The sequence below is a fragment of the Pseudomonas sp. URMO17WK12:I7 genome (assembly GCF_003269045.1).
GTDB lineage: Bacteria > Pseudomonadota > Gammaproteobacteria > Pseudomonadales > Pseudomonadaceae > Aquipseudomonas > Aquipseudomonas putida_J.
Genome location: NZ_QLTL01000006.1, coordinates 254,170 through 277,591 on the forward strand (window position 1 = coordinate 254,170; position 23,422 = coordinate 277,591).

The window sequence follows — 23,422 nt, forward strand, 5'->3', positions numbered from 1 at the left end:
CGACTCGGTGCATGGCACCGGCTTCGCCGGTGTTCGCGGGTAAACCCGCTCCTACAGAAAAGCGTTGACCACGCTGGATCACCTGCCATTGACCAGATTCGGCGGGCGCTGGCCCGCCAACGCGCTTAGCAGATTGTCCACCGCACACCGCGCCATGGCCTCCCGCGTCTCATGGGTCGCAGAGCCGATGTGCGGCGTTGCCACCACATTGTCGAGCTGCAACAACGGCGAATCGGCAGCCAGTGGCTCCTGCACGAACACATCCAGCCCTGCCCCGCGAATCCGCTTTTGCTGCAGCGCCTCGAACAACGCAGCCTCATCCACCACCCGCCCACGGGCAATGTTCACCAGGATCGCCTCGGGTTTCATCAGCGCCAGCTCGCGCGCGCCGATCAGGCCCTCGGTGCTGGCACTGAGCGGCACCGTCAGGCACAGGTAATCCGCCTCGGCCAGCAGCGTATCCAAGCTGCAGTAACGTGCCGCGTAACGCGCGTCCACTTCGGGCCTGGCCCGCGAACTGTGGTACAGCACGCGCATGCCGAAGCCGGCAGCGCCGCGTCGCGCCAATGCTTCACCAATGCGCCCCATGCCGACGATACCCAGGGTCTTGCCATGCACATCGGTACCGAAGTGCGCCGGCCCAAGGCTCGCCTGCCACTTCCCCTCGCGTACCCAGCCGGCCAGTTCGACCACCCGCCGCGCGGTGGCCAGGATCAGCGCAAAGCCGGTATCGGCGGTGGTCTCGGTGAGCACGTCAGGGGTGTTGGTCAGCTGCACCCCGCGCCGTGTCAGGTCGGCGATGTCGTAATTGTCGACCCCTACCGACACACTGGAAATCACTTCCAGCTGCGGCGCCAGGTCAAGCAGCTCGCTGTCCAGGCGCAAACTGGCGCCCAACAGGCCATGCGCCCCCGGCAAGGCATCGCGCAGGCGCGCCAGGCCGTCGGCGGCACTGGTGTCCACCCAGGTCACGTCCACCTGTTCCTGCAGCTTTGCCAGCAAAGCGTCGGACAGGCGTTTGTACAAGACGATGCGTTTCTTCATGGCTGTTTCCTATTGGCTCATGGCCAGCCGTGGGCCGCCGCGCTTGGCCCGGCCGGAGGTGTGTGAAGTGTTCAATACGGCGGTGAGCGCGACGGCGGTCAGCAGCGCACCCGACATGAACAGGTAAGAGGCGCCAGGGCCGCCAGTGGCGCCATTGAGGTAGCCCACCAGCCACGAGCCACCGAACGAACCCAGCGCGCCCATGCTGTTGATCAGCGCCATGGCTCCGCCGGCGACGTTGCTCGGCAGGATCTCCGGCACGATGGCAAAAAACGGCCCATAGGGCGCATACATGCACGCACCTGCAACCACCAGCAGCGCGTAGGACAGCCAGAAATGCTCTGTACCCAGTGCGTAAGACCCATAGAACGCCACGGCAGCGATCAACAACGGTGGCCAGACGAAACGCTTGCGCTTCTGCAGCCGGTCCGACGCCCAGGACACACCGATCATGCCCAGCACCGCCGCCATGTACGGCACCGAGGCCAGCCAGCCGGCCGCGACGATATCGACATTGGCCGCCTGCTTGAGAATCGACGGCAGCCACAGCACAAAACCATACACCCCGATACTCCAGCAGAAGTACTGCAGCGACAGCACGATCACCTGGGGTGAACGAAACGCCTCGCGGTAGTTCTTCACGGGTTTGATGCCCTGCTGCTCGGCGTCCAGTGCCTGCTGCAGGCTGGCCTTCTCCAGTTCGCTCAACCACTTCACCTGGGCGGGCCGGTCATCCACCAGGCGCCACCAGATGAAGGCCCAGAGCACCGCCGGCAGGCCCTCGATGATGAACATCCAGCGCCAGTCGAAGTGCTTGATCAGGTAGCCCGACACCACCGACATCCACAGGATGGTCACCGGGTTGCCGAGCATCAGGAAGGTGTTGGCACGTGAGCGCTCGGCGCGGGTGAACCAGTGGCACAGGTACACCAGCATGGCCGGCATCACCGCAGCTTCCACCACGCCGAGCAGGAAGCGGATGCCGATCAGCAGGTAGACGTTGCTGATCATCCCGGTCAGGGTCGCCAGGCCGCCCCAGAGGATCAGGCTGACGAAGATCAGTTTCTTCACGCTGCGTTTTTGCGCGTAGATCGCGCCGGGTACCTGGAAGAAGAAATAGCCAAGGAAGAACAGCGCCCCCAGCAGCGAGGACAGCATAGGCGTGATCTTCAGGTCGTCGGCCATGCCCGAGGCCGCCGCAAAGCCATAGTTGGCGCGGTCCAGGTAGGCCAGGCTGTAAGTGATGAAGACGATCGGAATGATGTACCACCAACGGCGTGGTGCGAGGCGAGTCGGTTGCATGAAACGTTCTCCTGAGCTTGTTGTTTTTGTCGCAACAGGGCCGGCAAGCCGGCGTTCAGCGGTTCAGGCACTTCTGCGCAGTTCGTGCGCTTGCAGCTCATGGCGGTGTGGCAGGCCTTCCATGTCGCCACGTGATTGCACGGCGAGGCTGCCGCACCAGTTGCCGCGCGCCACCGCGTCGGCCAATGGGCGGCCATCGAGCAGCGCACTGACCACACCGACGGCGAAGGCATCGCCGGCGCCCACGGTGTCCACTACATTGGCCACCGCTACCGGCGCGACCTGCCCGCAGTCATGGCGGGTGCGGTAGTAAGCCCCCACATCACCGAGCTTGATCACTACCTTCTCCACGCCCTGGTCGAGGTAGAACGCAGCGATGTCGGCGGGCGTGTGCTGGCCGGTGAGCAAACGGCCCTCTTCCAAGCCAGGCAGCACCCAATGGGCTTTCACGGCCAGGGCGTTGATTTCGCGGATCATGGTCTCGCGGTCGGGCCACAGCGACGGGCGCAGGTTGGGGTCGAAGGAAATACTGTGCCCGGCCGCACGCATGCCGTCGATCAGCGCATGGGACAGAGCCCGGCAGCTGGCCGACAGTGCTGGCGGAATGCCCGTGGCATGCAGGTGGCGGGCCTGCAGCAACGCCGGGTCGAGCAGCGCGGTGGACAGGCGGCTGGCGGCGGAATCGGCGCGGAAATACTCCACGGCCGGGTCGCTGCCGTCGTCGCAGCGACTCTTCAACTGGAAGCCGGTCGGCCGGCTGCCATCGACCTCGACGCGGCTGCAGTCCAAGCCTTCCTGGCGCAGGCTGGCGAGCACGAAACGCCCCAGCGAATCATCGCCCACCCGGCTCAGCCAACGCACGGCAAAGCCCAGCCGGGCCAAGCCGATGGCAACGTTGCTGTCGGCACCGGCAATGCGCTTGGTGAAGGCGCCGACGCTGGCAAGGTCGCCCGCCTGTTCGGCGACGAACATGGCCATGGTTTCACCAAAGCACAGCACGTCATGTTCAGGCATGGCTCACCTCCTCGCCCAGGCCCAAGCCCAGCCTGGCCAGGTTGTGCACCTGGGCGCGGGTCAGCGCCAGCAGGTCATCGCTGACCAGCGGGTATTCGACCGCACGCACCAGGCCCGGGCTGAATTCATCGAACAGCGCCTCCCAGGCCAGCAGGTCGGCAGCCTTCGGCGACACCGCGTGCAGGCGGCCATCTGCGCTTTGCTGCACGGCCTTGCAGTGCACGTAGCGCACCCAGCGGCCAAGCTGGCGAGCGGCCTGCAACGCGGACTCACCCTGCCACTGCCAGTTGCCGATATCGAAGGTCATGCCCAGCGGCAGGGACCAGCCCTGCGCATGCTGGAAGAAACGCAGCAGCGGTTCGATGCGCCCGCCTTGTGGGGTCTGATCATTCTCCACCAGCAACACAGGGTCACCCTCGTGCAGCAGCGCCTGCAAGGCCCCTACATCGCATTGCTCATGGTAATACCCAAGTGAAACCTTCAGCGCCACGGCGCCCAATGCCCTGGCCAGAGCCAGCTTTGCGGGCAGGCGTGGGTGCGGCTGGCCTTGTGCCGTCCACAGTTCGAGCGGCGAGGAATACAGACATTCCAGCCCCGACGCGGCGATCGCTGCCCAGAGCGCGGCAGTGTCCGGCGCTTCGTCGAACAACTCTTCGCGCAGTTCGATCCGGCTGGCGCCGGCAGCCGCCAGCAGTTCGACAAAACTCAACTGGCCACGCTGCCGCACAAGGCTGGCGCCGTAGCTGGAGAGGCTGATGGAAACGGGGTTCGCGTGCATTGTTGTTGTCCTTATGAAACCGGTTTCATTTTTGATTGCAGCAATGCGGGCAGCGCTGCAGCCCGCTCGTCATGGGTGAGCTTGGGTAGAACCTCGGGTGATCAATGTTGCTTTGAAATCGATGCGTCGAGGCAGGTCGTTGCTGCCGCGCAGGCGTTCGAGCAGGCACTCGAAAGCCGCCACGCCAATGCGCTCGGTGGGCTGGGCCAGTGCGGTGATACCGCTGCTGACCAAGGGGTACCAGTCCAGTTCGTCAAGGGCGATCAAGCCCACGTCGCTGAACAGTTTGCAGCCCGAATCGTGCAATACACGGGTAACCGCCAGGGTGGCCACGCCGTTGAAGGTGAAGATCGCCTGCGGGCCGTGGCCCTTGCTGGCAAGGAAGGCACCCAGCTTGGCCTGCAAACCGGCGTCGACTTCCAGCAACTGCTGGCGCATGCCGTTGCGGTTGCTGATCGATGCGGTAAAGGCCTGCACCCGCTCCAGCCGCGAACTGGTGCCATCCAGCGGCTCGGTGACCGCAAGGATGTCGCGGTAGCCCCGCGCCTGCAGGTGGTCCAGGGCCTGCTCGATGGCATCGGCGTTGTCCAGGCCCACCAGGTCGACCTTGAGCTCTGGCAGTTGCCGGTCGACCAGCACCATGGGGATGTCGCGCTGCAGGTTGAGCAGTTCGCCGGGGTGGCGGCCGAGGGTGTTCACGATCAGCCCTTCGACGTTGTAGGACTGCAGGGCCGTCAGGTGGTGGCGCTCCTGTTCGTCGTCACGGTTGGTGTTGCATACCACCAGGCTGTAGCCGTGCTGGCGGCAGGCGGTTTCCACGCCATGCATCACGGCCACTGAATAGGGGTTGAGAATGTCGGCCACGAGCATGCCGATCAAGCGCGTCTGGCCACGCTTGAGGCCGCGGGCCATCTGGTTGGGCCGGTAGCCCAGGCGCTCGATGACCTCTTCCAGGCGTTTGGCGGTGGCTTCAGCCAGCAGCTGGCGATCGCCGCCGATGTAACGCGAGACCGTGGCCTTTGACACACCGGCAACACGCGCCACTTCGCTGATGGTCACCCGCTCGCGGGCATAGGGGGGTGAATCGGTCATTGCGAGTCCCTTGTGATTATTGTCGGGTAACGGCGAATGAAACCGGTTTCAATACAGCAGAAGTCTCTGCGCTCGTCAACTGTAGGAGCGGCCTTGTGTCGCGATAGGGTTGCGAAGCAGCCCCAGGATATCGGCGATAAAGCAAGTATGGTCGGGGCCGCTTCGCGGCCCTTTCGCGACACAAGGCCGCTCCTACAGGAACCGGGGTTGCAGTTACCGGTGTGTTTTCACGTCACTGGCGCTGACCGCACTGCCCTGGTTACCCCAGCTGGTGCGAATGAAATTGACCACATCCGCCACTTCCTGATCGCTCAAGCGCCAGCCGAACGCCGGCATGGTGAAGTTCGACGGTGCCGCATGGGTCGCCGGCACCGTGCCGCCCGCCAGCACCACATGGATCAGCGAGGTGGCATCCGCCGTCTGCACCACCGGGTTGCCCGCCAGCGCCGGGAACACCCGGGTGTAGCCATGGCCATCGGTGCGGTGGCAGGCCGCGCAGTTGTCGATGTACACCGACGCCCCCGGCTTGCTGTCGTCGCCCTGCCACAAGGCATCGGCTACCTGCTTGTCGTAGGCATGCGGCTTGTCGTTCGGATCGCTCGGCGGCAGGGTCTTCAGGTAACGGGCGATGGCGGTCAGGTCGGCGTCGCTCATGTGCTGCAGGCTGTGTTCCACCACATCGCTCATGCCGCCGAACACCGCACTGCGGTCACTGCGCCCGGTCTTGAGGAACTGCACCAGCTGTGCCTCGCTCCAGCTGCCCAGGCCGTCCTTGTAGTCGCCACGCAGGTTCTTGGCGATCCAGCCTTCCAGCGGCGCACTGCCAGCCAGGAACTGCTCGCCATCTGCCGGGCTCAGAGCCTTTTCCTGCATGGTCAGGGCGCGCGGGGTGTGGCAGGCGCCACAGTGCCCCAGGCCTTCGACCAGGTAGGCGCCGCGGCTGACCACCGGGTCTGCACCGGCTGGCGCCTGCCAGGCTTGCACCTCTGGGGCGAACAGCCCGCGCCAGATCGACAGCGGCCAGCGCATGCTCAACGGCCAGGGGATATCGCTGGGCTTGTTGGGCTGCGCGACCGGCTCGACACCTTGCATGAAGTACGCATACAGCGCCTGCATGTCGTCGTCGCTGACCCGTGCATAGGACGGGTACGGCATGGCCGGGTACAAGGTGCTGCCGTCCCTGGCAATGCCTTTGCGCACGGCCTGGTCGAAGTCGGCGAAGCTGTACTGGCCGATGCCGCTGGCGTGCGGGGTGATGTTGGTGGAGTACACCGTGCCGATCGGGGTCTGCATCGGCAGCCCACCGGCAAAGGGCTTGCCGCCCTTGGCGGTATGGCAGGCCACGCAGTCACCCGCACGGGCCAGGTACTCGCCTTTCTTTACCAGGGCGTCGTCTGCCTGGGCGGCTGCGGTGGCGCCCAGCAGCAGGGTTGCGATCAACAGGTTCTTCATGTTCATCGCTCCTCAAGCCTGAACCAGCGGGCCGGGGTTTTTCAGGTACTGCTCGCGGATCGCCCGGGCTGACCAGTAGGTCAGCGCGGCGACCAGGCCAGTGGGGTTGTAGCCCAGGCCCTGGGGGAACGCCGAAGCACCGGGGACGAACACGTTGTGCACGTCCCAGCTCTGCAGGTAGCGGTTCAGGGCGGAGGTTGTAGGGTCGTTGCCCATGATCGCGCCCCCGTTGAGGTGGGTGGTCTGGTAGCTGGCGGTGTTGAAGTGCTCCTTGACCTTCTTGCCGAGAATGGCGATGGACTTGGGGTTCATCGCCTGGGCGATCTTGCTCAACTTGTCGACCATGAACTGGTTCATCTTGATGTCGTTCTCCTGCCAGTCGAAGGTCATGCGTAGCAGCGGCTGACCGTAGGCATCGCGGTAGGTCGGGTCGAGGTCGAGGTAGTTGCCGCGGTACGACTGGTGCGCGCCGTGGGCGTCCATCGACACCTGGTGGGTGTAGTAGTCGGCGGTGGCCTTCTTCCAGGCGCTGCCCCAGGCCGGGGTGCCCGGCGGGTTGGCGACACCGGCGATCGGCCGGCTGCCGGCCTGGTTGACCCACATCGGCGAACCCCCGACGAAGCCATGGGGCCCATGGTCGAAGTTGTCGGCGTTGAAGTCGTCGATGGCCACGCCGTTGCCGCCGGCGCCGATGAAGTTGTTGGTGTAGGTGTCCTTGTCGAAGAACGCCTTGACCGTGCCCATGTTCTGGTAGGCGAAGTTGCGCCCGACCACGCCTTCGTTCTTGATTGGGTCGTAAGGTTTGCCGATGCCGGAAAGCAACATCAGGCGCACGTTGTTGAACTGGAAGGCAGCGAGGATGACGATGTCCGCCGGCTGCTCCACCTCCCGGCCCTGGGCGTCGATGTAGGTCACGCCGGTGGCCTTGCGCTTGCTGTCGTCAAGGTTCACCCGCAGCACGTGGGCGTTGGCGCGCAGCTCGAAGTTCGGCACCTGGCGCAGTGCTGGCAGGATGTTCACGTTCGGCGAGGCCTTGGAGTACATGTAGCAGACATAGCCGCTGCAGAAACCGCAGAAGTTGCACGGGCCCATCTGCGCGCCGTATGGGTTGGTGTACGGCCCGGAGGTGTTGGCCGACGGCAGGTTGTAAGGCTTGTAGCCGAGGCTGGCGGCAGCCTTTTCGAACAGCTTGGCCGACACCACGTTCTTCTGCGACTCCAGCGGGAACGGGCTTGAGCGGTCAGGCGCGTAGGGGTTGCCGCCCTTGCCTTCGCCAACCCGTTTGCCGTTGACGGTCCAGGCTTGGCCCGAGGTGCCGAAGACCTTCTCGGCGAAGTCGAAATGCGGCTCGAGTTCCTCGTAGCTGACGCCGAAGTCCTGGATGGTCATGTCTTCGGGGATGAAGCGCTTGCCGTAGCGTTCCTCGTAGTGGCTGCGCATGCGCAGCTCTATCGGGTCGACCCGAAAGTGAACGCCCGACCAGTGCAGGCCCGCGCCGCCGACGCCCTTGCCCGGCAGGAAGGCGCCGAGCTGGCGGTTGGGCAACGCAACATCGTTGACGCTGTGGCGGATGGTGACGGTTTCTTTGGACACATCGACAAACAGCTTTTTGCGCACGCTGTAGGTCAGCTCGTCGATCACCTGCGGGTAGCTGCCGTCCGGATAGGTGTCCTGCATCGGCCCGCGCTCCAGCGCCACCACCTGCAGCCCGGCTTCGGTGAGTTCCTTGGCCATGATCGCACCGGCCCAGCCGAAGCCGACGATGACCACGTCAGCCTTTTTCATTGCATTGGCCATGCCTTACGCCCTCTCGCCACGAATCGATACTGCCGGGAACGGGTAAGGCGCGTTGCGCTCGACCCAGTCCATGAAATCTGCCCGGGCACCCGGGAAGCCGATCTGCGTCCAACCGACCATGCCTTTGTTGCCGCCGTGCATCGGGTCGCAGAAAAAGCCCTCGCGGGTGTTCTGCACCAGCAGGCTGAAAAACACCTTGGCCGGTAACTGCTCGAAAACGATCTCACCGGCTTCGATCTTGCCGAGGATCTTGTCTCGGGTAGCGCTATCTTGCTCGGCAAACGTTTTACCGCTGGCGTTCTTGCACCAGGCCTCCGTGGCAGCTATCCCTAAGCGGTAGATCTGTTGCGGGCTGAGTTGCAACTGGTAGCCGAGCTCTGGTGCGGCATCGGCCTTGAACGGGCCCTGCATGTACCACTGGGCGCCGGTGGCGTAAGGGGTGTTCATCTGACGGTCGATGAACTCGGCGGCGCCAGCCTCCAACGCACCGGGGCCGAGCTCGTCGGCGGGGATGATGCGTGACACCGCCGCTTGCAGGAACGCCCACTCTTCAGCGGTGAAGAAGGTTGGCTGATAGTTGCCGGCCGGAGGTGTGGCCGGCACCTTGGGCTCGCGCACGGGCTCGGCCAGCAACTGGCTGGCACCAAGGCCGGTACTGGCCACGGTGACCACCGGGATCAGGGTCAAGGTTTTGCGCAGGAAGTCCCGGCGCGGGTTGTCGGGGGCATGCTCAGGCATTTCGCGTCCTCATCAGCATTGGGCGGCCTTGGATTGCGCCATCTGGTGTCCGGCCGGGCCGGAAAAGCCGCGTAATCTAGCGGGTTTGGACATCTTTTGAAACCGGTTTCATAGCCTGCGACATCCTGCGCCTTGACACTCCCCCCTTAGGAGCGCCCCGGCAAGGCCGTTCCTACCCCGAACGCGCCAGACTCATCAGAATTCGAAGGAGTACCCAAACGATCACCCGGTTCTCATCCGCCGCATCGGCAAAATTGGATCGCATGCTCGCATTGCGCCAGCGCAGCGACACGTTCCTGAATGGCCCCGACTGCACCACATAGGTGATGTCCGTGGTGCGCTCCCACTCTTCGCCCTCACCACCCCGTGCCTCGAGGGCCCTGCCCTTGGCCGTGGCGATCCGCTGCGGGTCTACCTGGTCCCCCTTCACATAGCGCACATTGAACGTCAGCCCCGGGATGCCCAATGCGGCAAAGTTGTAGTCATAACGCAGCATCCACGCACGCTCGTTGGCCAGTGCGAAGGTGCTGATCTGCTGTTCGCTGAACAGGTAGGTATCGGTGCCGCCCACATAGGCGTATGCGGTGTCACCGCTGACCTTCTGGTAGCCGCCGCTGAAAGTATGGCCATGCAGGCTGTAACCAAAGTTTGTGCTCAAGGTGCGGTTGTCGACCGCCCCCAGCAACGCCCTGCCCTGTTCCCTGGCGTTGAACCAGCGCCACTCGGTGAACGCCTCCCCCGCCACCAGGGCGACGCGGTACTTGAAACCGGCAAAATCACGGCGGAAGAGGTCTTCGAGTTCGCTGGTGTGCAGGCTGACGGTCAAGTTCTTCACGGGTTGGTAATCGACCCCGGCGTAATACAGCCGGTCACTGCTCACCGTCGCTGAATAGGCGCCCTGTTGCGCCATCGCCGTCAGGTCTTCGAAGTCAGTGGAGTCGCGCAGTTTGGTCGCATCTACCTGCAGCACGCTGAACGTGACATTGTCCAGGTCCTTGCTGACCACCTGCGCCCCGTTGAACCACTGCGGGAACAGCCGACTGTAGTTCGACGCCAGCAGCGGCAACTGCGGGCTCAGCCCACCGACCTGCAACTCGGTCCGCGACAGCTTGGCCTTGAACGTGGCAACCGCCTTGCTGTAGTCGTCCACCGCACGCTTGTCACTGCCTCGCGGCAACAACCCGGTCCCGCTGCGGTCGGGCGAGGAATCGAGCTTGATGCCCAACATGCCGGCCGCGTCCAGACCAAGTCCGACCACCCCGTCGGTATAGCCGGATTGCCACTTGAGCATGAAGCCCTGAGCCCATTCGCCACGCCGCGACTGGCTGGCCGTATCGCCATGGAAATCGCGGTCGAAGTAGAAGTTGCGCAGCTCCAGGCTGCCCTTGCCATCGTCGACAAAGCCTGCCTGGGCCGCCGGGCACGCGCAGCCAAGCATCGCGAGCATCAGCGATGCCCGCTGGGAGAGGGAAATGTTCATGGTTTCGCCTTGTTGTTGTTCTTGTTGGAGAAAGCAGTGGAACTCAGGCTTTGGGGTTCCTGACGTAGCGCATCACCACCAGGCAGGCGATCAGGATCAGCGGGGCAATCGACAGCATGCCCATGTAGCTGCTGGCGGTCAGGTCATTGATCTTGCCGACCATCACCGGCGCGACGATGCCGCTCAACTGGCCGACCGAGTTGATCGCCGCGGTGCCGGTGGCGATGGCCAGGCCAGAGAAGGTCGATTGCGGGATGGTCCAGAAGATCGGAATGGCGATGAAGGTACCTGCCGTGGCCAGCACCAGCGCCGCCATCATCGCCCAGGACGAGTCGGCGAACAGGCACGCCAGCAGGTAACCCAGCGCCGACGCCAGCAGGCAATACACCAGGTAACACTTGCGTTCGCCGGTGCGGTCGGAGCGCCGGGTCAGCAGCACCATGCCGATGCAGGCCACAGCATAGGGCAGCGCCGACAGCACGCCGACCCAGAGCATGTCCTGCACGCCGGACGACTTGATCAGGTGCGGCATCCAGAAATTCAGGCCGTAGGAGGCGGTTTTCACCACGTAGTAGATGAACGCCATGATCGCCACTTCACGGGTCAGCAGCACCCGCCAGATCGACCCCAGCACCGGCTTCTGCACGCGCCTGTCCTGGGCCAGGTTCTCTGCCAGCAGGTCTTTCTCCTGACGGCTCAGCCACCTGGCCGACTCGATATCGCGGTCCAGCTTCCACAGCACCAGGCCACCCAGCAGCACGCACGGCAACCCCGACATCAGGAACAGCCAGTGCCAGCCGGCCAGGCCCAGCACGCCATCCATGGTCCCCAGCAGGAACCCCGCCGCCGGTCCGCCCACCGCGCCGGCCAGGGGCACGGCAAGGAACCACAGGCCGTTCATCTTCGCCAGGTGTTTCCTGGGGAACCAGCAGGCCAGGTAGAACAGGATCGCCGGCCCGAACCCGGCCTCCATCACCCCGATCAGAAAGCGCAGGAAATACAGCGTGTACTGGGTGTAGGCGAACACCAGCGCCGCCGTGGCCAGGCCCCAGGACACCATGATCCGGCAGATCCACGCCGGCGCCCCGTAGCGCTTGAGGCCCAGGCTGCTCGGCACTTCGAACAGCACGTAGCCGATGAAGAACATGCTCGCGGCCAGGCCATAGGCGGCGTCGCTCAGGCCCAGTTCAGCCTGCATCTGGGTCTTGGCAAAGCTGATGTTGATGCGGTCGAAGTAGGAAAACAGAAAGCAGATGATGGCCAGCGGCATGATGCGCCAGGCCACGCGGCGGTACAGCAGCAGTTCATCGATGTGGCTGTCGGCGCGCTCGCGCGCCACTTCACCGGTCAAGGCAACCATGGTGGATCTCCATTCTTGTAATTATTGGAGAGCGGCGGCACCCGTTGTGGGCACCGCTTGCAACGTGTCAGCCAATACGCACGAGCTTTTCCTTGAAGGCCTGGCCCTTGCGCACGTACTCGGCGGCATTGGCCTGCATGCCAGCGATGGCTTCGGGGCTCAGTTCACGCACCACCTTGGCCGGCGCCCCGAGGATCAGCGAGTTGTCGGGGAACACCTTGCCTTCGGTGACGATGGCGCCAGCACCGACCAGGCAATTGCGGCCGATCACCGCGCCATTGAGCACCACCGCCTGGATCCCGACCAACGCGCCATCGCCGATGGTGCAACCGTGCAGCATCGCCTGGTGGCCGATGGTGACGTTGCGGCCCACGGTCAGGGCAAAGCCCGGGTCGGCATGCAGCACCGCGCCTTCCTGGACATTGCTGTGCTGGCCGATACGGATCGGCTCGTTGTCACCGCGCAGCACCGCCTGGGGCCACACACTTGCACCCTGCTCCAGGGTGACGTCGCCAATCACCGTGGCATCTTCGGCAATGAAGGTTTCCGGGTGAATGGCCGGTATCAACGTGTCGTATCGATAGATTGCCATTCAGTGCACTCCCTGGGCCTGATCGTCGGTTTTCAGCACACCGGCCGCACACAGTTCGGCGATGTGCTCCTCGCTATAGCCCAGTTCGCGCATGACCTTGTGCGTGTGTTCACCAATCCGCGGGATCGGCCGGCGCGGCTGCAGGCGCTGGCCGTCCAGCGACAGCGGCAGCAAGGGCATCGGCGTGCTGCTGCCATCTTCAAGCAACAGGTCCGCCATACCGCCGCTCTGGGTCAGGTGGGGGTCGTCGAACAACTCTTCCGGGCGGCGAATCGGCGCGAAGGGAATGCCGTTGGCCTCCAGTTCTACGGCCAATTGCCGGGCATCAAGGATGGCGAATACCTCGGCCAGATGCGCCAACAACCGCGGCCGCTGCAACACACGGTCATTGTTGCTGGCCAATGTCGGGTCATTGAGCAACGCCGTCTGGCCTAACAGCTGGCACAAGGCATGCCACTGGCCCTCACCCGTGGCGGCAACGAACATCTGTTCGCCGCCCGCGAACGTGAACACGTCGTAGATGGCCCAGGCGCTGATGCGGTTGGGCATCGGCGCCGCCGCCTGGCCGGTTACCACGTACTGCTGCATGTGCTGGGCCGCGAGCAACACACAGTTCTCGTACAGCGCGCTCTGCACTTCTCGACCGACGCCGGTGGTGTTGCGCTCGTTGAGTGCGGCCAGCACCCCAATGGCGCCGAACATGCCACCCATGATGTCGTTCACCGAACTGCCGGCGCGCAACGGGCGCCCCACCGGCCCGGTCATGTAGGCCAGGCCGGCCATCATCTGCACCACTTCGTCCAGGGCAAGGCGGTTGTCGTACGGGCCACTGAGGAAGCCCTTGTGCGAGGCGTAGATCAGCCGCGGGTTGCGCTGGCGCAGCGTGCTGTAGTCCAAGCCCAGCGTGTGCATGCGCCCCGGCTTGAAGTTCTCGATGAACACGTCGGCGGTGTCGATCAGCGCCAGCACCGCCTCATGGCCCTGGGGCGTGTCGACGTCGACAGCGATGCACTGCTTGTTGCGGTTGAAGGTGCGAAAGAACCCCGCCCCCGCCCCCAGCAGACGGCGCGTACCGTCACCGCGGGTGGGCTCGATCTTGATCACTTCGGCACCCAGGTCGCCAAGGATCATGCCGCAGGTGGGGCCCATGACCATGTGCGAAATCTCGACGACACGAATGCCGTCCAAGGGGAGTCTGGACATTACGCGTTCCCTCGGTAGTTGAGCGGCAGGCCGGCGCGGGCAACGGCGCCGTAAAGCGGTTCATCCGGCAGCGCCTCGCGCAGCAGCTGGCGGGATGCGATCAGCGCCGGCAGGTCGATGCCGGTGTCATAGCCCATGCTCTGCAGCATGAACACCAAGTCCTCGGTCACCGTGTTGCCCGACGCCCCCGGTGCGAACGGACAACCGCCAAGGCCGGCGAGCGATGCATCCAGCTCGCGAATGCCCTGCTGCACCGCCACCAGGCTGTTGGCCAAGGCCAGGCCACGGGTGTCGTGGAAATGCGCGGCGCGCAGGCGCTCGCCGGCAATGGCGCGCACGGCCTGGATCACCGTGGCCACCTGGCCTGGGTTGGCGTAGCCGGTGGTGTCACCGAGCGAGACCAGGTCGCAGCCGGCCTCGATAACCTGACGGGTCAGTGCGCACAGGTCGGCCAATGGCACATCACCTTGGCGGGTGCAGCCAAAGGCCACCGACATGCCCGCGATGATCTGTACATCATGACGCCCCAGCTCGCTGCGCAGCTGGCACATACGCCCCAGCTCCTCGACCATTTCCTGGGGCGTGCGGCGCACGTTGGCCAGGCTGTGGGCGGTACTGACCGATACCGGCGCGACAATGCGCTGGGCGCCAGACTCAAGCGCATCCTGCGCCCCCCGCTGATTGGGCGCCAGCACGGTCACCAGCAGATCGGGGTACGTCAGGGCGTGGGCCACCACCTGCCTGGCGTCGGCCATCTGCGGCAGCAGCCGGGCCGGCACGAATGAAGCGACTTCCATATGGCGCACGCCGGCGGCATAGGCACTGTCGATCCAGCGCATCTTGGCGGCAGTCGGCATCACCGTGTGCAGGCTTTGCAGGCCATCGCGCATGCCGACTTCGTTGATTGTTATTGTTGTCATCATGGTCTCTCTGTCTGAAGCGTGGGGCCAGACTAAGAGCAGGACGACGGGTGGAAAAGACGTGTTTCACGGGCTGATCCATCGCCAACCACGATGGATCAATCCCGGGTTTGCCAGGCCGGCGCCCGCAGCAGCAAATGGTCGAGCAGCCGGCGTGCAGACAGGCTCAAGGCATGGCGGTCGCGCATGCAGATGACAAACTCACCCAGCGCCCAGTCATCGGTCAGCGGGATCACCCGCAGGTCGAACAGCTGTGCGTAGCGCGCCACCGCTTCCTGTGGGAACACCGCCAGACCCAGGCCAAACTGCACCAGGCGATAGGCCGCATCGAACGACGACACATACGAGCGAAAGCGCAGTTCCTTGCCCGCCGCCTCGGCGCTGTTGCGCATGAAGGTGTTGAGCGTGGCGAATGCCGACAAGCCCAGATGCTCGTAATCCAGCGTCTGTGCAAAAGCGATGCTGTCGCGCCCGGCCAGCGGGTGATCGGCGCCGACCACCACGGCCAGGTGATCCTGCCGGTACGGCACGAACTCCAGATCGCCGACGGCCATGGACTTGCGGCAGATGCCCAGGTCGGCACTGCCTTCGGCCACCCCACGCACCACGTCCGGGCTGAAACGCTCTTCGATATCGGCCTGGACCAGTGGGTTGTCGAGCATGAACGCCGACAATTCCTCCGGCAGGAACTCCATGATCGATGACACGTTGGCCAGCACCCGTACATGCCCGCGCGCCCCCTCGGCGTACTCGCTCAATTCGCTGTCCAGGCGCTCCATGGCCCGGGTCAGGCCACGCGCATGGCGCAGCAGGGCAAGGCCTGCCGGGGTCGGCTCGACGCCGCGCTTGCTGCGCTTGAGCAACGCCGTGCCAAAGCGCGCTTCGATATCCGAGATCCGTTTGCTGACGGCCGACGGCGCCATGAACGCCCGCTCGCCGGCTCGGGCGATGGTGCCGGCTTCGCAGACCACAATGAACAGGTGCAACGACAGGTGATCGAGAGGCTGCATGGCGGTACCCGTTGCGCAAATGGCAGCCATCCTAGCACCTGCCGGTCGGCATAAGGCCGTATCATGGCGCCTCTACTTCAGAGGCCCGCCATGTTCGATTGGGAAGATCTGCGCCATTTCTGCGCCTTTACCCGTACCGGCTCGCTGTCGGCAGCGGCCAAGCTGCTGGGGGTCGACCATGCCACCGTGGCCCGGCGCATCGCTGCGCTGGAGGCTGCGCTGAACCTCAAGCTGGTCGACCGCCGCCCCAGGGCCTACGCGCTGACCGACGAAGGCCGCCGGGTAGGCGAATACGCCGAACAGATGAGCCAGTCGTCGTTCGCCCTGGAGCACTTCGCCAATGCCGGGCAGCAGCACGTGGAAGGCGAAGTGGTGCTGGCGGCCCCACCCGCTTTGCTCGGCAGTATCATTGCCCGGCGCCTGGGTACGCTGTTGCAGCGCTACCCGCAGCTGCGCCTGAAACTGGTCGGCAGCAAGTCGCGGGCCTCGCTGGCGCGCCGCGAAGCCGATATCAGCATCACCCTGGCCAGGCCCACCGAGCCGACCCTGGTCGCCAGCCTGCTGGGTTATCTGGACTACCGGCTGTACGCCGCGCCCGCCTACCTGCGCAGTGCTGGCGCGCCGCGCTACATCGGCTACGACGAATCCCAGGCCAAGTCGCCGCAGCAGCAGTGGCTGCTCAGCCAGACCGGCAACCCGCCCTTCGTGTTGCAGAGCAACGACCTGCGCATCCAGGCCCAAGCGGCCGCAGGTGGGGTAGGCATCGCCTGCCTGCCGGCATTCATGGCGCAGGAGCATGGCCTGGAGGTCGCCGGCAAGGACGAACAGACCATGAGCATCGAGATCTGGCTGGCGGTACACGAGGATGTGCGCAACACGCCGCGCATCAAGGCCGTTACCGACTTCCTGCAGCAACAGGTCAAGCCACTGCTGCGCTTGTGAATTTTTGCGGATTTCGCCTGCACCGATTCGGGATTTTCGCAAGCAGCCATCATCGCTAAGCTTCCCTGCATCGCACAACCGATCACTGAGGAGCAGCGGATGCAATACGTCAAACTGGGCAACACTGGCCTGGACATCTCCAAACTGTGCCTGGGCTGCATGACCTTCGGCGAACCCGATGCCGGCACCCACCCGTGGACCCTGGGCGAAGCCGACAGCCGCCCGATCATCCGCCACGCCGTCGAGCAAGGCATCAACTTCTTCGACACCGCCAACAGCTATTCGGCCGGCACCTCGGAGATCATCCTCGGCAAGCTGCTGAAGGAATTCACCCGTCGCGAGGAAACAGTGATCGCCACCAAGGTGTTCTTCCCCGCCAACATGTGGGAAGGCAGCACCCGCCCCAACGAGCAGGGCCTGTCACGCAAGGCGATCATGGCCAATATCGACGCCAGCTTGGCCCGCTTGGGGACCGACTATGTCGACCTGTACCAGATCCACCGCTGGGACTACCACACGCCCATCGAAGAGACCATGGAAGCCCTGCACGATGTGGTCAAGGCCGGCAAGGCGCGTTACCTCGGCGCGTCGTCGATGTATGCCTGGCAGTTCGCCAAGGCCCAGCAGGTGGCAACGAGCAACGGCTGGAGCCGCTTCGTGTCGATGCAGAACTACCTCAACCTGATCTACCGCGAAGAAGAGCGCGAGATGATCCCGCTGTGCCTCGACCAAGGTGTCGGCCTGATGCCCTGGAGCCCGATGGCCCGCGGCCGCCTGACCCGCCCCCATGGGCAGCAGACCGAACGCACGCGTACCGATATTTCCGGGCAGTCGTTCTACGCCAACACCGAAGTGGAAGACGGCCGGGTGATTGACGTGGTCGAGCAGATCGCCGGCGAGCGCGGTGTGCCGATGGCACAGGTGGCGCTGGCCTGGGTGCTGGGCAAGCGTGGGGTTTCGGCACCGATTGTCGGAGCCTCGAAGGTGGCGCAGCTCGATGATGCGATTGCCGCGTTGGCGTTCCAGCTGAGCGATGAGGAAACCGCCCGGCTGGAAGCGCCCTATGTGCCGCATGCAGTAACGGGGTTCAAGTAAGCCTGCACTGCGGGTGAACCCGCTCCCACAGGGACCGCATCCGCTTCAGCCCTGTGGTGATCCTGTGGGAGCGGGTTCACCCGCGAAGAGGCCCGCACAGCCATACAGCGCCGCCGGTCGGACGCTGATTAACCTCGTGACGAATGGAGTACATCTGTACTCCTTGCTGAATTTGCGCGCCACCCCTGCAGCAACACCGCCAGTGCCGCCAGCCCCGCCGGTATGAGCAGCGATGCGAACACCTGGGCAAAACTCCAGCCCAGCGCCAGCATCTGCGCACCTGCAAAGGCACTGAGGATGGCACCGAAGCGGCCAATGCCACTCATCCAGCTGGCGCCGGTGGCCCGGGCTTCGGTCGGGTAGAACGCCGCCGCCAGTGCATTCATGCCCACGCTCGCGCCGTTCAGGCCAAAGCCCACGGCTGAGGCGATGGCGCACAGCCAGGCGAAATCACCTGCCACCTGGCCAATTGCGAAGATAACCGCGCCGCTGAACAGGAAGGTCAGCATCAGCACCCGCTGCGGGTGATAGCGGTCCATGGCCCAGCCCACCGAAACCGCACCAACCGGGCCGCCGATCTGGAAGCAGGCCGTGACGATCGCGGCCTGCGAAACCGAGAAACCGCCGCCCTCCTTCACCAGGGTCGGCAGCCAGCCGCTGAACAGGTAGACCAGGAATAGCGCCAGCACATAGCCGGCCCACAGCATCAGCGTGCCGAAACGATAGCGTGGCGAAAGAATGGTGCCGATGGCGCCGCCCTTGTGCGCGCTGGTAGCAGGTACCACGAAGGTGCTGTCGGGCCCGCAATGTGCCGGTGCCAGGCGCTGGACGATGCGCCGGATACGCTGCGGGTCGGCGCCCTGGCTGACCAGGAAAGTCACCGACTCAGGCAGGCGCCAGCACAATAACGGCAAGACCAGCAGCGGCAACACCCCTCCCAGGGCCAGCACGCTGCGCCAACCCAGGTTGGGGATCATCCAGGCGCTGACGAAGCCCCCCAGCGCCGCACCCAGCGAGAAACCGCAGAAGGCCAGGGTTATCAGCAGCGAGCGGCTGCGCGCCGGTGCGTATTCACTGACCAGGGTGCTGGCGTTGGGCATTGCCGCGCCCAGGCCCAGGCCGGTGAGGAAGCGCAGGGCGACCAGGGTTTCCAGGTTGGGGGAAAAGGCCGAGACAAGGGTCCACAGGCCGAACAGCAGTACGCTGCCGAGCAGCACTGCCTTGCGCCCGTAACGGTCAGCCAGGGGCCCGGCAACCAGGGCGCCGAGGGCCAGACCGATCAGCGCGGCACTGAGCACCGGGCCAAGGGCCTGGGCGCCGAGGTGCCATTCGCTTTTCAGTTGCGGGGCGATGAAGCCGATGATGGCGACGTCCAGGCCATCCAGCGCGATGATCAGGAAACCGAGGAAAACCACCCATTTCTGGTAGGCTCCGATGGGTTGCTGGTCGATCAGTTGGCGTATGTCGATTGGAGTGCTCATTTGCCTTACCTCTTGTTGTTTTTATTGGGGGTAATGCGCGGTATTTGTGGGAGCGGGTTCACCCGCGAATGCGTCGTTGAATCCACCACCGCTTTCGCGGGTAAACCCGCTCCCACAAGGTCCCAGTCAAGCCATGGCGCTATTACACAGGTGCACCGGCTTGATGATCCGCGTCTCCTGCGCCACCACCAGGTCGCGGGTGGCCTGCAGGTACGCGGCAAAGCCCGGGTCGGCATCGCGCGCCGCACTGCGCCGCTCGAAATCCGCCAGGCTGTCATAGCCCCACAGGTGCACCACCTGGTTCAGCGGCCCGATGCTGCTGACGTAGAACCCCAGTGGCGTACCCAGATGCCGTCGCAGAATGGGCATCGCCAATTGCTCGAAGGCTTCGAGAAACGCCGCCATGCAGCGCGGCCGAATGGTGTAGACACGGAGGTCGACAATCGCCTTGTCCATCACACCACCTCCCGCGCCGGTTTGGCACTGGCCAGCCCCTGCTCGACCCCTGCCAGGTGCCGGCCGGTGATGTAGCCGAAGGTCATGATCGGCCCCAAGGTAATGCCCGCGCCGGGGTAGTTGCCGCCCATGATGCTGGCGCGGTCGTTGCCCACGGCGTACAGCCCAGGGATGGCGAGCCGTTCGCCATCGAGCACCTCGCCTACCACGCTGGTACGGATGCCATCGAAGGTGCCCAGGTCGCCCATGACCACCTTCACCGCAAAGTACGGCCCGTCACCCACCGGTGCCACGCACGGGTTGGGCTGTTGTTGAGGGTCGGCCAGGTAGCGGTTGAAGGTGGTGGTGCCACGGCCGAATTGCCGGTCCTCGCCGTGCACTGCGCCAAGGTTGTATTCGCGCACCGTGCGCGCCAGGCCTTGGCCATCGATGCCCGCCTTGGCCGCCAGCTCGGCGAGGGTCTTGCCCTTGAGCAGGTAGCCATTGCGCAGCAGCGGCCCCAGAGGCATCGGTGCAGGTTTGGCATAGCCCAGGCCGTACTTGGCCAGGGTACGCCGGTCGCAGACCAGCCACATGGCGGTTTCCGGTTGGTCGGCACACGCTTCGATCAGTGCCGCGCCAACATCGTGGTACGAGTTGGATTCATTGGTGAAGCGCTTGCCACTGCACAGCACGCCGATCACGCCAGGCTTGTAACGATCAAGCAGGTGCGGGAATGCCACATACTTGCCACCGGCCATCGGCACTTTCGAGACCGGCATCCAGGCCGCTGCCGCTTGCAGGCGGATATCCACCTTGCCACCCTGGGCCTCGGCCATGCGAGCACCGTCGCCGGTATTACCCGCCGGCACCGGCGAAAAATGCTCACCGCCCCGGCGTACGTGGGGGTATGCCTCTCGCAAACGCTGCACGTCATGGGAGAACCCACCGCACGCCAGCACCACCCCGCGCCGCGCCTCAATCCGTAACTCACCGCCCTGCTGCTGAGCCAGCGCCCCGCTCACCCGCCCGCCCTCGCGTAACAGCTGCCGCGCCGGGGTACCGGTAAGGATCGGGATGCCGAGGTCCAGCGCCGACTTCACCAGCCGCGCCGCCAGGGCATTGCCGCTGGTGACCTGGGTGCCGCGACGGTACAGCAGCAGTTCCTTGAAGTGGGTCAGCAGCCGTTTGGCCACGTAGCTGAACGAGGCCAGCGAACGGGTGACGTTGAAGAAGTGCTTGAGGTCGGCATTCGACGAATTGAACATCATGCCGATGAAGGTGATGGTCTTCAGCGGTGGGCGCAGCCTGGCCATGTCCGCCCCGAGGCCGCGGATGTCGTAGGGCGCGGCCAGGATCGAGCGGCCGATATCGGCACCGCCCTCGACTTGCGGATGGTAGTCCGGGTACAACGTGGGGACGAACTTGACCGTGGTCTCGCGCTCGAAAAACGCCACCATCTGCGGCCCATGTTGCAAGAACGCCTCGACACCAGCGGCGTCGAAGCAGGCGCCGGCTTCGTTGCGCAGGTAGGTCAACGCCTGCTCAGCGCTGCCATTGTGGTCATATCGGTTGCCCGGCACCCACAGCACACCACCGGAAAACGCCGTGGTACCGCCAAAGCACTCGTCCTTCTCGATCACCAGCACGTCAAGGCCATGATTCTTGGCCGTGATCGCCGTCGCCAGGCCACCGGCTCCGGCGCCGATCACCAGCACATCGCAGCTGCGCGTGTTCATGCCTTCGCCCCCTCGAAGCCGGGGCGCGGGATCAGCGCCATGGGCATGCTCTCCAGGCCGCCATCCACGGTCAGTTCGGCGCCATTGATGTAGTCGGCGCGGGGGCTGGCGAGGAACAGCACGGCGTCGGCGATATCCTGCGGCTCGCCGATACGCTGGTTGGCGGTCATCGCGCTGCGCTGGCGTTCGACCTGCGGGTCGGCATAGAACGCCGCCGACAGCGGTGTGCGGATCAGCCCCGGGCACACGGCATTGCTGCGCACCCCACGCGGCCCCCATTCCACGGCAATCTGCCGCGACAGCATGCTGACACCAGCCTTGGCCGCGCTGTAGGCGCCACTGTTAGGCTGCGGGTAATGCGCGGCGATCGATGCCACATGCACGATACGCCCCTGGCCACGGGCAAGCATCGAGCGGCCGAAAGCTTGCGCGCACAGCAGGTAGCCGCTGAGGTTGACCGCCAGCACCTGGTTCCATTGTTCCAGGCTCAGGGTTTCCAGCGCCCCGGGGCGCAGCACGCTGGCATTGTTCACCAGCACATCGCAGCGCCCGTGCAGCGCCTGCACCTGGGCAGCGGCCTGTTCGACGCTGGCCGGGTCGGCAATATCGCAGGCCAGTGCACTGACTTCACCGGCACTGTGCTCGCCCAGGCTGGCGGCGAGCTCCCGGCACTTGTCGACGTCACGGTCCAGCAGCACCACATGGGCCTGTTGCTCGACCAGCGCGGCGGCCAGCGCCGCACCGATGCCACCGGCCGCGCCGGTGACCACGCAAACGGCTGAATCCAGGCCCAGCCAGGTGGAGGAAATCTTGTTGTTATGCATGCGGCTCTCCAGAGTGTCGCTTGATCTGGTGAGCAGCCTAGGGCCGAGGGGGCGGCCGGCAGAATGGACAAAACCTGCAAGCGTCGCCACATTCCGGTCAATTTTGTGCCAGGCACCTGAAGCCTGCATCTGGCTGTGGCACAGTGGCCGGGTAGCGACCAGAACAATTACAACAACATGAACAAGATCCCCAACTACGCCTTGTACGGTGAAACCGCACAGCCGGTGTGGCACGAGTCCTTGCATGTGGAGCAGATCTCCCAGCGCTCCGGCGCGCACAACTGGGAAATCGCCGCACACCGCCACGACGGCCTGCTGCAACTGCTGTACCTGCAGAGCGGCAGCGGCGAAGTGCTGTTCGACAGCGAGCGCGTGCAAGTTTGCGCACCCTCTGTGGTCTATGTGCCCGCACAGGTGGTGCATGGCTTCCACTGGGCCGGCCAGGTCGAGGGCCAGGTGATCACCGCCGCGCAGCCGCCACTGGAGAGCATCGCCCAGGTGCTCGCGCCCAACTTGCTGGCAGCGATCCGCAAGCCGCAGGTCATCGCACTGCCCCGTTGGCCCACCGAGGACGACCCGCTGCTGCCGCTGTGCCTTGCCCTGCGCGAGGAATACCACAACCGGGCCCGCGAGCACGTGGCCAGCAGCATGGCGCTGCTGCTGGCCCTGCTGATCCAGGCCCTGCGCCATGGGCAGGAGGCGCCCGACCCGGCGCACCGCCCAGCGTCACGGCGCAGCCAGCAACTGACCGGGTTTCGGGAGCTGGTGGACAGGCATTACCGCGAGCACCGGCCACTGGGCTTCTATGCCGGTGAACTGGGCATGACCCTGGCGACCCTCGGGCGCTTGTGCCAGGAGCACCTGGGCATGACCCCGATGAATGTGATCAATGCCCGGCTGGTGCTGGAGGCCAAGCGGGTGCTGGGGCACTCGGATGCGAGTGTGAAGCAGATTGCCCATGAACTGGGGTTTGCCGATGTGGGGTACTTCAGCCGGTTCTTTCGCAAGCAGTGCGGGGTGAGCCCGAGCGCGTTTCGCGGTGAAAAACCCGGGTGATGTGCTGCCTGTGCCGGCCTCTTCGCGCCTAAAGCCGCTCCCACAGAGATCACACCCCAAGGCCCACA

General features: G+C 64.8%; 20 protein-coding genes and 1 pseudogene. 3 read left to right on the forward strand and 18 right to left on the reverse strand.

The features are described 5' to 3' along the window. Nucleotides 1-78: 78 nt before the first annotated feature. From H040_RS10660 to H040_RS10725, 14 genes and pseudogenes are all read right to left on the reverse strand, one after another. Nucleotides 79-1,044 (reverse strand): 2-hydroxyacid dehydrogenase, encoded by a 966-nt coding sequence (locus tag H040_RS10660; protein WP_027917381.1) that lies wholly within the window; start codon nt 1,042-1,044, stop codon nt 79-81. Between the two features lie 9 nt (nt 1,045-1,053). Next, complete coding sequence (locus H040_RS10665; protein WP_027917382.1) at nt 1,054-2,346, reverse strand: MFS transporter; 1,293 nt, start codon at nt 2,344-2,346, stop codon at nt 1,054-1,056. A 63-nt stretch (nt 2,347-2,409) separates the two neighbouring features. Continuing rightward, nucleotides 2,410-3,360, reverse strand: coding sequence for a sugar kinase (locus H040_RS10670; RefSeq protein WP_027917383.1), 951 nt, complete (start codon nt 3,358-3,360; stop codon nt 2,410-2,412). Beyond that, complete coding sequence (locus tag H040_RS10675; RefSeq protein ID WP_027917384.1) at nt 3,353-4,138, reverse strand: AP endonuclease; 786 nt, start codon at nt 4,136-4,138, stop codon at nt 3,353-3,355. Before H040_RS10675 ends, H040_RS10670 begins: the two co-directional genes overlap by 8 nt. A 69-nt stretch (nt 4,139-4,207) precedes the next feature. After that, nucleotides 4,208-5,230: a LacI family DNA-binding transcriptional regulator gene (locus H040_RS10680; RefSeq protein ID WP_027917385.1), complete on the reverse strand. Its 1,023-nt coding sequence runs from the start codon at nt 5,228-5,230 to the stop codon at nt 4,208-4,210. A gap of 213 nt (nt 5,231-5,443) precedes the next feature. Continuing rightward, a complete protein-coding gene (locus H040_RS10685; RefSeq protein WP_027917386.1) occupies nt 5,444-6,682 on the reverse strand; it encodes a cytochrome c in 1,239 nt (412 codons plus the stop codon). Nucleotides 6,683-6,694: 12 nt separating this feature from the next. After that, nucleotides 6,695-8,479, reverse strand: a complete 1,785-nt coding sequence (locus H040_RS10690) for a GMC family oxidoreductase (protein ID WP_027917387.1) — start codon at nt 8,477-8,479, stop codon at nt 6,695-6,697. Between the two features lie 3 nt (nt 8,480-8,482). Continuing rightward, nucleotides 8,483-9,217 carry a gluconate 2-dehydrogenase subunit 3 family protein gene (locus H040_RS10695; RefSeq protein WP_027917388.1) on the reverse strand — a complete coding sequence of 245 codons (735 nt, stop codon included), beginning with the start codon at nt 9,215-9,217 and terminating at the stop codon, nt 8,483-8,485. Nucleotides 9,218-9,412: 195 nt separating this feature from the next. Beyond that, nucleotides 9,413-10,697, reverse strand: a pseudogene (locus tag H040_RS10700) (OprD family porin). Nucleotides 10,698-10,740: 43 nt separating this feature from the next. Beyond that, entirely contained in the window at nt 10,741-12,057 is a 1,317-nt protein-coding gene (locus H040_RS10705; protein ID WP_027917389.1) for an MFS transporter, read from the reverse strand. A 67-nt stretch (nt 12,058-12,124) separates the two neighbouring features. Next, nucleotides 12,125-12,649 carry a gamma carbonic anhydrase family protein gene (locus H040_RS10710; RefSeq protein WP_027917390.1) on the reverse strand — a complete coding sequence of 175 codons (525 nt, stop codon included), beginning with the start codon at nt 12,647-12,649 and terminating at the stop codon, nt 12,125-12,127. Further along, nucleotides 12,650-13,852, reverse strand: a complete 1,203-nt coding sequence (locus H040_RS10715) for a CaiB/BaiF CoA transferase family protein (protein ID WP_033695974.1) — start codon at nt 13,850-13,852, stop codon at nt 12,650-12,652. Continuing rightward, a complete protein-coding gene (locus H040_RS10720) occupies nt 13,852-14,772 on the reverse strand; it encodes a hydroxymethylglutaryl-CoA lyase (protein WP_027917392.1) in 921 nt (306 codons plus the stop codon). The genes H040_RS10715 and H040_RS10720 overlap by 1 nt, the downstream gene beginning before the upstream one ends. Before the next feature lie 98 nt (nt 14,773-14,870). After that, a complete protein-coding gene (locus H040_RS10725; RefSeq protein ID WP_027917393.1) occupies nt 14,871-15,782 on the reverse strand; it encodes a LysR family transcriptional regulator in 912 nt (303 codons plus the stop codon). Nucleotides 15,783-15,872: 90 nt separating this feature from the next. Between H040_RS10725 and H040_RS10730 the strand changes: the two genes are divergently transcribed. Next, on the forward strand, nt 15,873-16,724 hold the full coding sequence (locus tag H040_RS10730) for a LysR family transcriptional regulator (RefSeq protein WP_027917394.1): 852 nt from the start codon (nt 15,873-15,875) through the stop codon (nt 16,722-16,724). A gap of 99 nt (nt 16,725-16,823) precedes the next feature. Then, nucleotides 16,824-17,819 carry an aldo/keto reductase gene (locus H040_RS10735; RefSeq protein ID WP_027917395.1) on the forward strand — a complete coding sequence of 332 codons (996 nt, stop codon included), beginning with the start codon at nt 16,824-16,826 and terminating at the stop codon, nt 17,817-17,819. 128 nt (nt 17,820-17,947) lie between these two features. Here the strand turns inward: H040_RS10735 and H040_RS10740 are convergent, their stop codons facing one another. The 4 genes from H040_RS10740 to H040_RS10755 all read right to left on the reverse strand — a co-directional run bounded on the left by H040_RS10740 (nt 17,948) and on the right by H040_RS10755 (nt 22,298). After that, the gene (locus H040_RS10740; RefSeq protein ID WP_027917396.1) at nt 17,948-19,300 is read right to left on the reverse strand and encodes an MFS transporter; all 1,353 of its coding nucleotides are present in this window, start codon (nt 19,298-19,300) and stop codon (nt 17,948-17,950) included. 126 nt (nt 19,301-19,426) lie between these two features. Beyond that, a complete protein-coding gene (locus H040_RS10745; RefSeq protein ID WP_027917397.1) occupies nt 19,427-19,756 on the reverse strand; it encodes an NIPSNAP family protein in 330 nt (109 codons plus the stop codon). Continuing rightward, nucleotides 19,756-21,474: an FAD-dependent oxidoreductase gene (locus tag H040_RS10750; RefSeq protein ID WP_027917398.1), complete on the reverse strand. Its 1,719-nt coding sequence runs from the start codon at nt 21,472-21,474 to the stop codon at nt 19,756-19,758. Before H040_RS10750 ends, H040_RS10745 begins: the two co-directional genes overlap by 1 nt. Further along, on the reverse strand, nt 21,471-22,298 hold the full coding sequence (locus H040_RS10755; RefSeq protein WP_027917399.1) for an SDR family NAD(P)-dependent oxidoreductase: 828 nt from the start codon (nt 22,296-22,298) through the stop codon (nt 21,471-21,473). The genes H040_RS10750 and H040_RS10755 overlap by 4 nt, the downstream gene beginning before the upstream one ends. Nucleotides 22,299-22,475: 177 nt before the next feature. On the opposite strand from H040_RS10755, the gene H040_RS10760 reads away from it, so the two are divergent. After that, the gene (locus H040_RS10760; protein WP_027917400.1) at nt 22,476-23,354 is read left to right on the forward strand and encodes a helix-turn-helix domain-containing protein; all 879 of its coding nucleotides are present in this window, start codon (nt 22,476-22,478) and stop codon (nt 23,352-23,354) included. Nucleotides 23,355-23,422: the final 68 nt, after the last annotated feature.

What these genes read in the sequence shown, in the direction of transcription:
- H040_RS10660 (WP_027917381.1), bottom strand. Translation starts at nt 1,044, where the DNA reads ATGAAGAAACGCATCGTCTTGTACAAACGCCTGTCCGACGCTTTGCTG.
- H040_RS10665 (WP_027917382.1), bottom strand. Translation starts at nt 2,346, where the DNA reads ATGCAACCGACTCGCCTCGCACCACGCCGTTGGTGGTACATCATTCCG.
- H040_RS10670 (WP_027917383.1), bottom strand. Translation starts at nt 3,360, where the DNA reads ATGCCTGAACATGACGTGCTGTGCTTTGGTGAAACCATGGCCATGTTC.
- H040_RS10675 (WP_027917384.1), bottom strand. Translation starts at nt 4,138, where the DNA reads ATGCACGCGAACCCCGTTTCCATCAGCCTCTCCAGCTACGGCGCCAGC.
- H040_RS10680 (WP_027917385.1), bottom strand. Translation starts at nt 5,230, where the DNA reads ATGACCGATTCACCCCCCTATGCCCGCGAGCGGGTGACCATCAGCGAA.
- H040_RS10685 (WP_027917386.1), bottom strand. Translation starts at nt 6,682, where the DNA reads ATGAAGAACCTGTTGATCGCAACCCTGCTGCTGGGCGCCACCGCAGCC.
- H040_RS10690 (WP_027917387.1), bottom strand. Translation starts at nt 8,479, where the DNA reads ATGGCCAATGCAATGAAAAAGGCTGACGTGGTCATCGTCGGCTTCGGC.
- H040_RS10695 (WP_027917388.1), bottom strand. Translation starts at nt 9,217, where the DNA reads ATGCCTGAGCATGCCCCCGACAACCCGCGCCGGGACTTCCTGCGCAAA.
- H040_RS10705 (WP_027917389.1), bottom strand. Translation starts at nt 12,057, where the DNA reads ATGGTTGCCTTGACCGGTGAAGTGGCGCGCGAGCGCGCCGACAGCCAC.
- H040_RS10710 (WP_027917390.1), bottom strand. Translation starts at nt 12,649, where the DNA reads ATGGCAATCTATCGATACGACACGTTGATACCGGCCATTCACCCGGAA.
- H040_RS10715 (WP_033695974.1), bottom strand. Translation starts at nt 13,852, where the DNA reads ATGTCCAGACTCCCCTTGGACGGCATTCGTGTCGTCGAGATTTCGCAC.
- H040_RS10720 (WP_027917392.1), bottom strand. Translation starts at nt 14,772, where the DNA reads ATGACAACAATAACAATCAACGAAGTCGGCATGCGCGATGGCCTGCAA.
- H040_RS10725 (WP_027917393.1), bottom strand. Translation starts at nt 15,782, where the DNA reads ATGCAGCCTCTCGATCACCTGTCGTTGCACCTGTTCATTGTGGTCTGC.
- H040_RS10730 (WP_027917394.1), top strand. Translation starts at nt 15,873, where the DNA reads ATGTTCGATTGGGAAGATCTGCGCCATTTCTGCGCCTTTACCCGTACC.
- H040_RS10735 (WP_027917395.1), top strand. Translation starts at nt 16,824, where the DNA reads ATGCAATACGTCAAACTGGGCAACACTGGCCTGGACATCTCCAAACTG.
- H040_RS10740 (WP_027917396.1), bottom strand. Translation starts at nt 19,300, where the DNA reads ATGAGCACTCCAATCGACATACGCCAACTGATCGACCAGCAACCCATC.
- H040_RS10745 (WP_027917397.1), bottom strand. Translation starts at nt 19,756, where the DNA reads ATGGACAAGGCGATTGTCGACCTCCGTGTCTACACCATTCGGCCGCGC.
- H040_RS10750 (WP_027917398.1), bottom strand. Translation starts at nt 21,474, where the DNA reads ATGAACACGCGCAGCTGCGATGTGCTGGTGATCGGCGCCGGAGCCGGT.
- H040_RS10755 (WP_027917399.1), bottom strand. Translation starts at nt 22,298, where the DNA reads ATGCATAACAACAAGATTTCCTCCACCTGGCTGGGCCTGGATTCAGCC.
- H040_RS10760 (WP_027917400.1), top strand. Translation starts at nt 22,476, where the DNA reads ATGAACAAGATCCCCAACTACGCCTTGTACGGTGAAACCGCACAGCCG.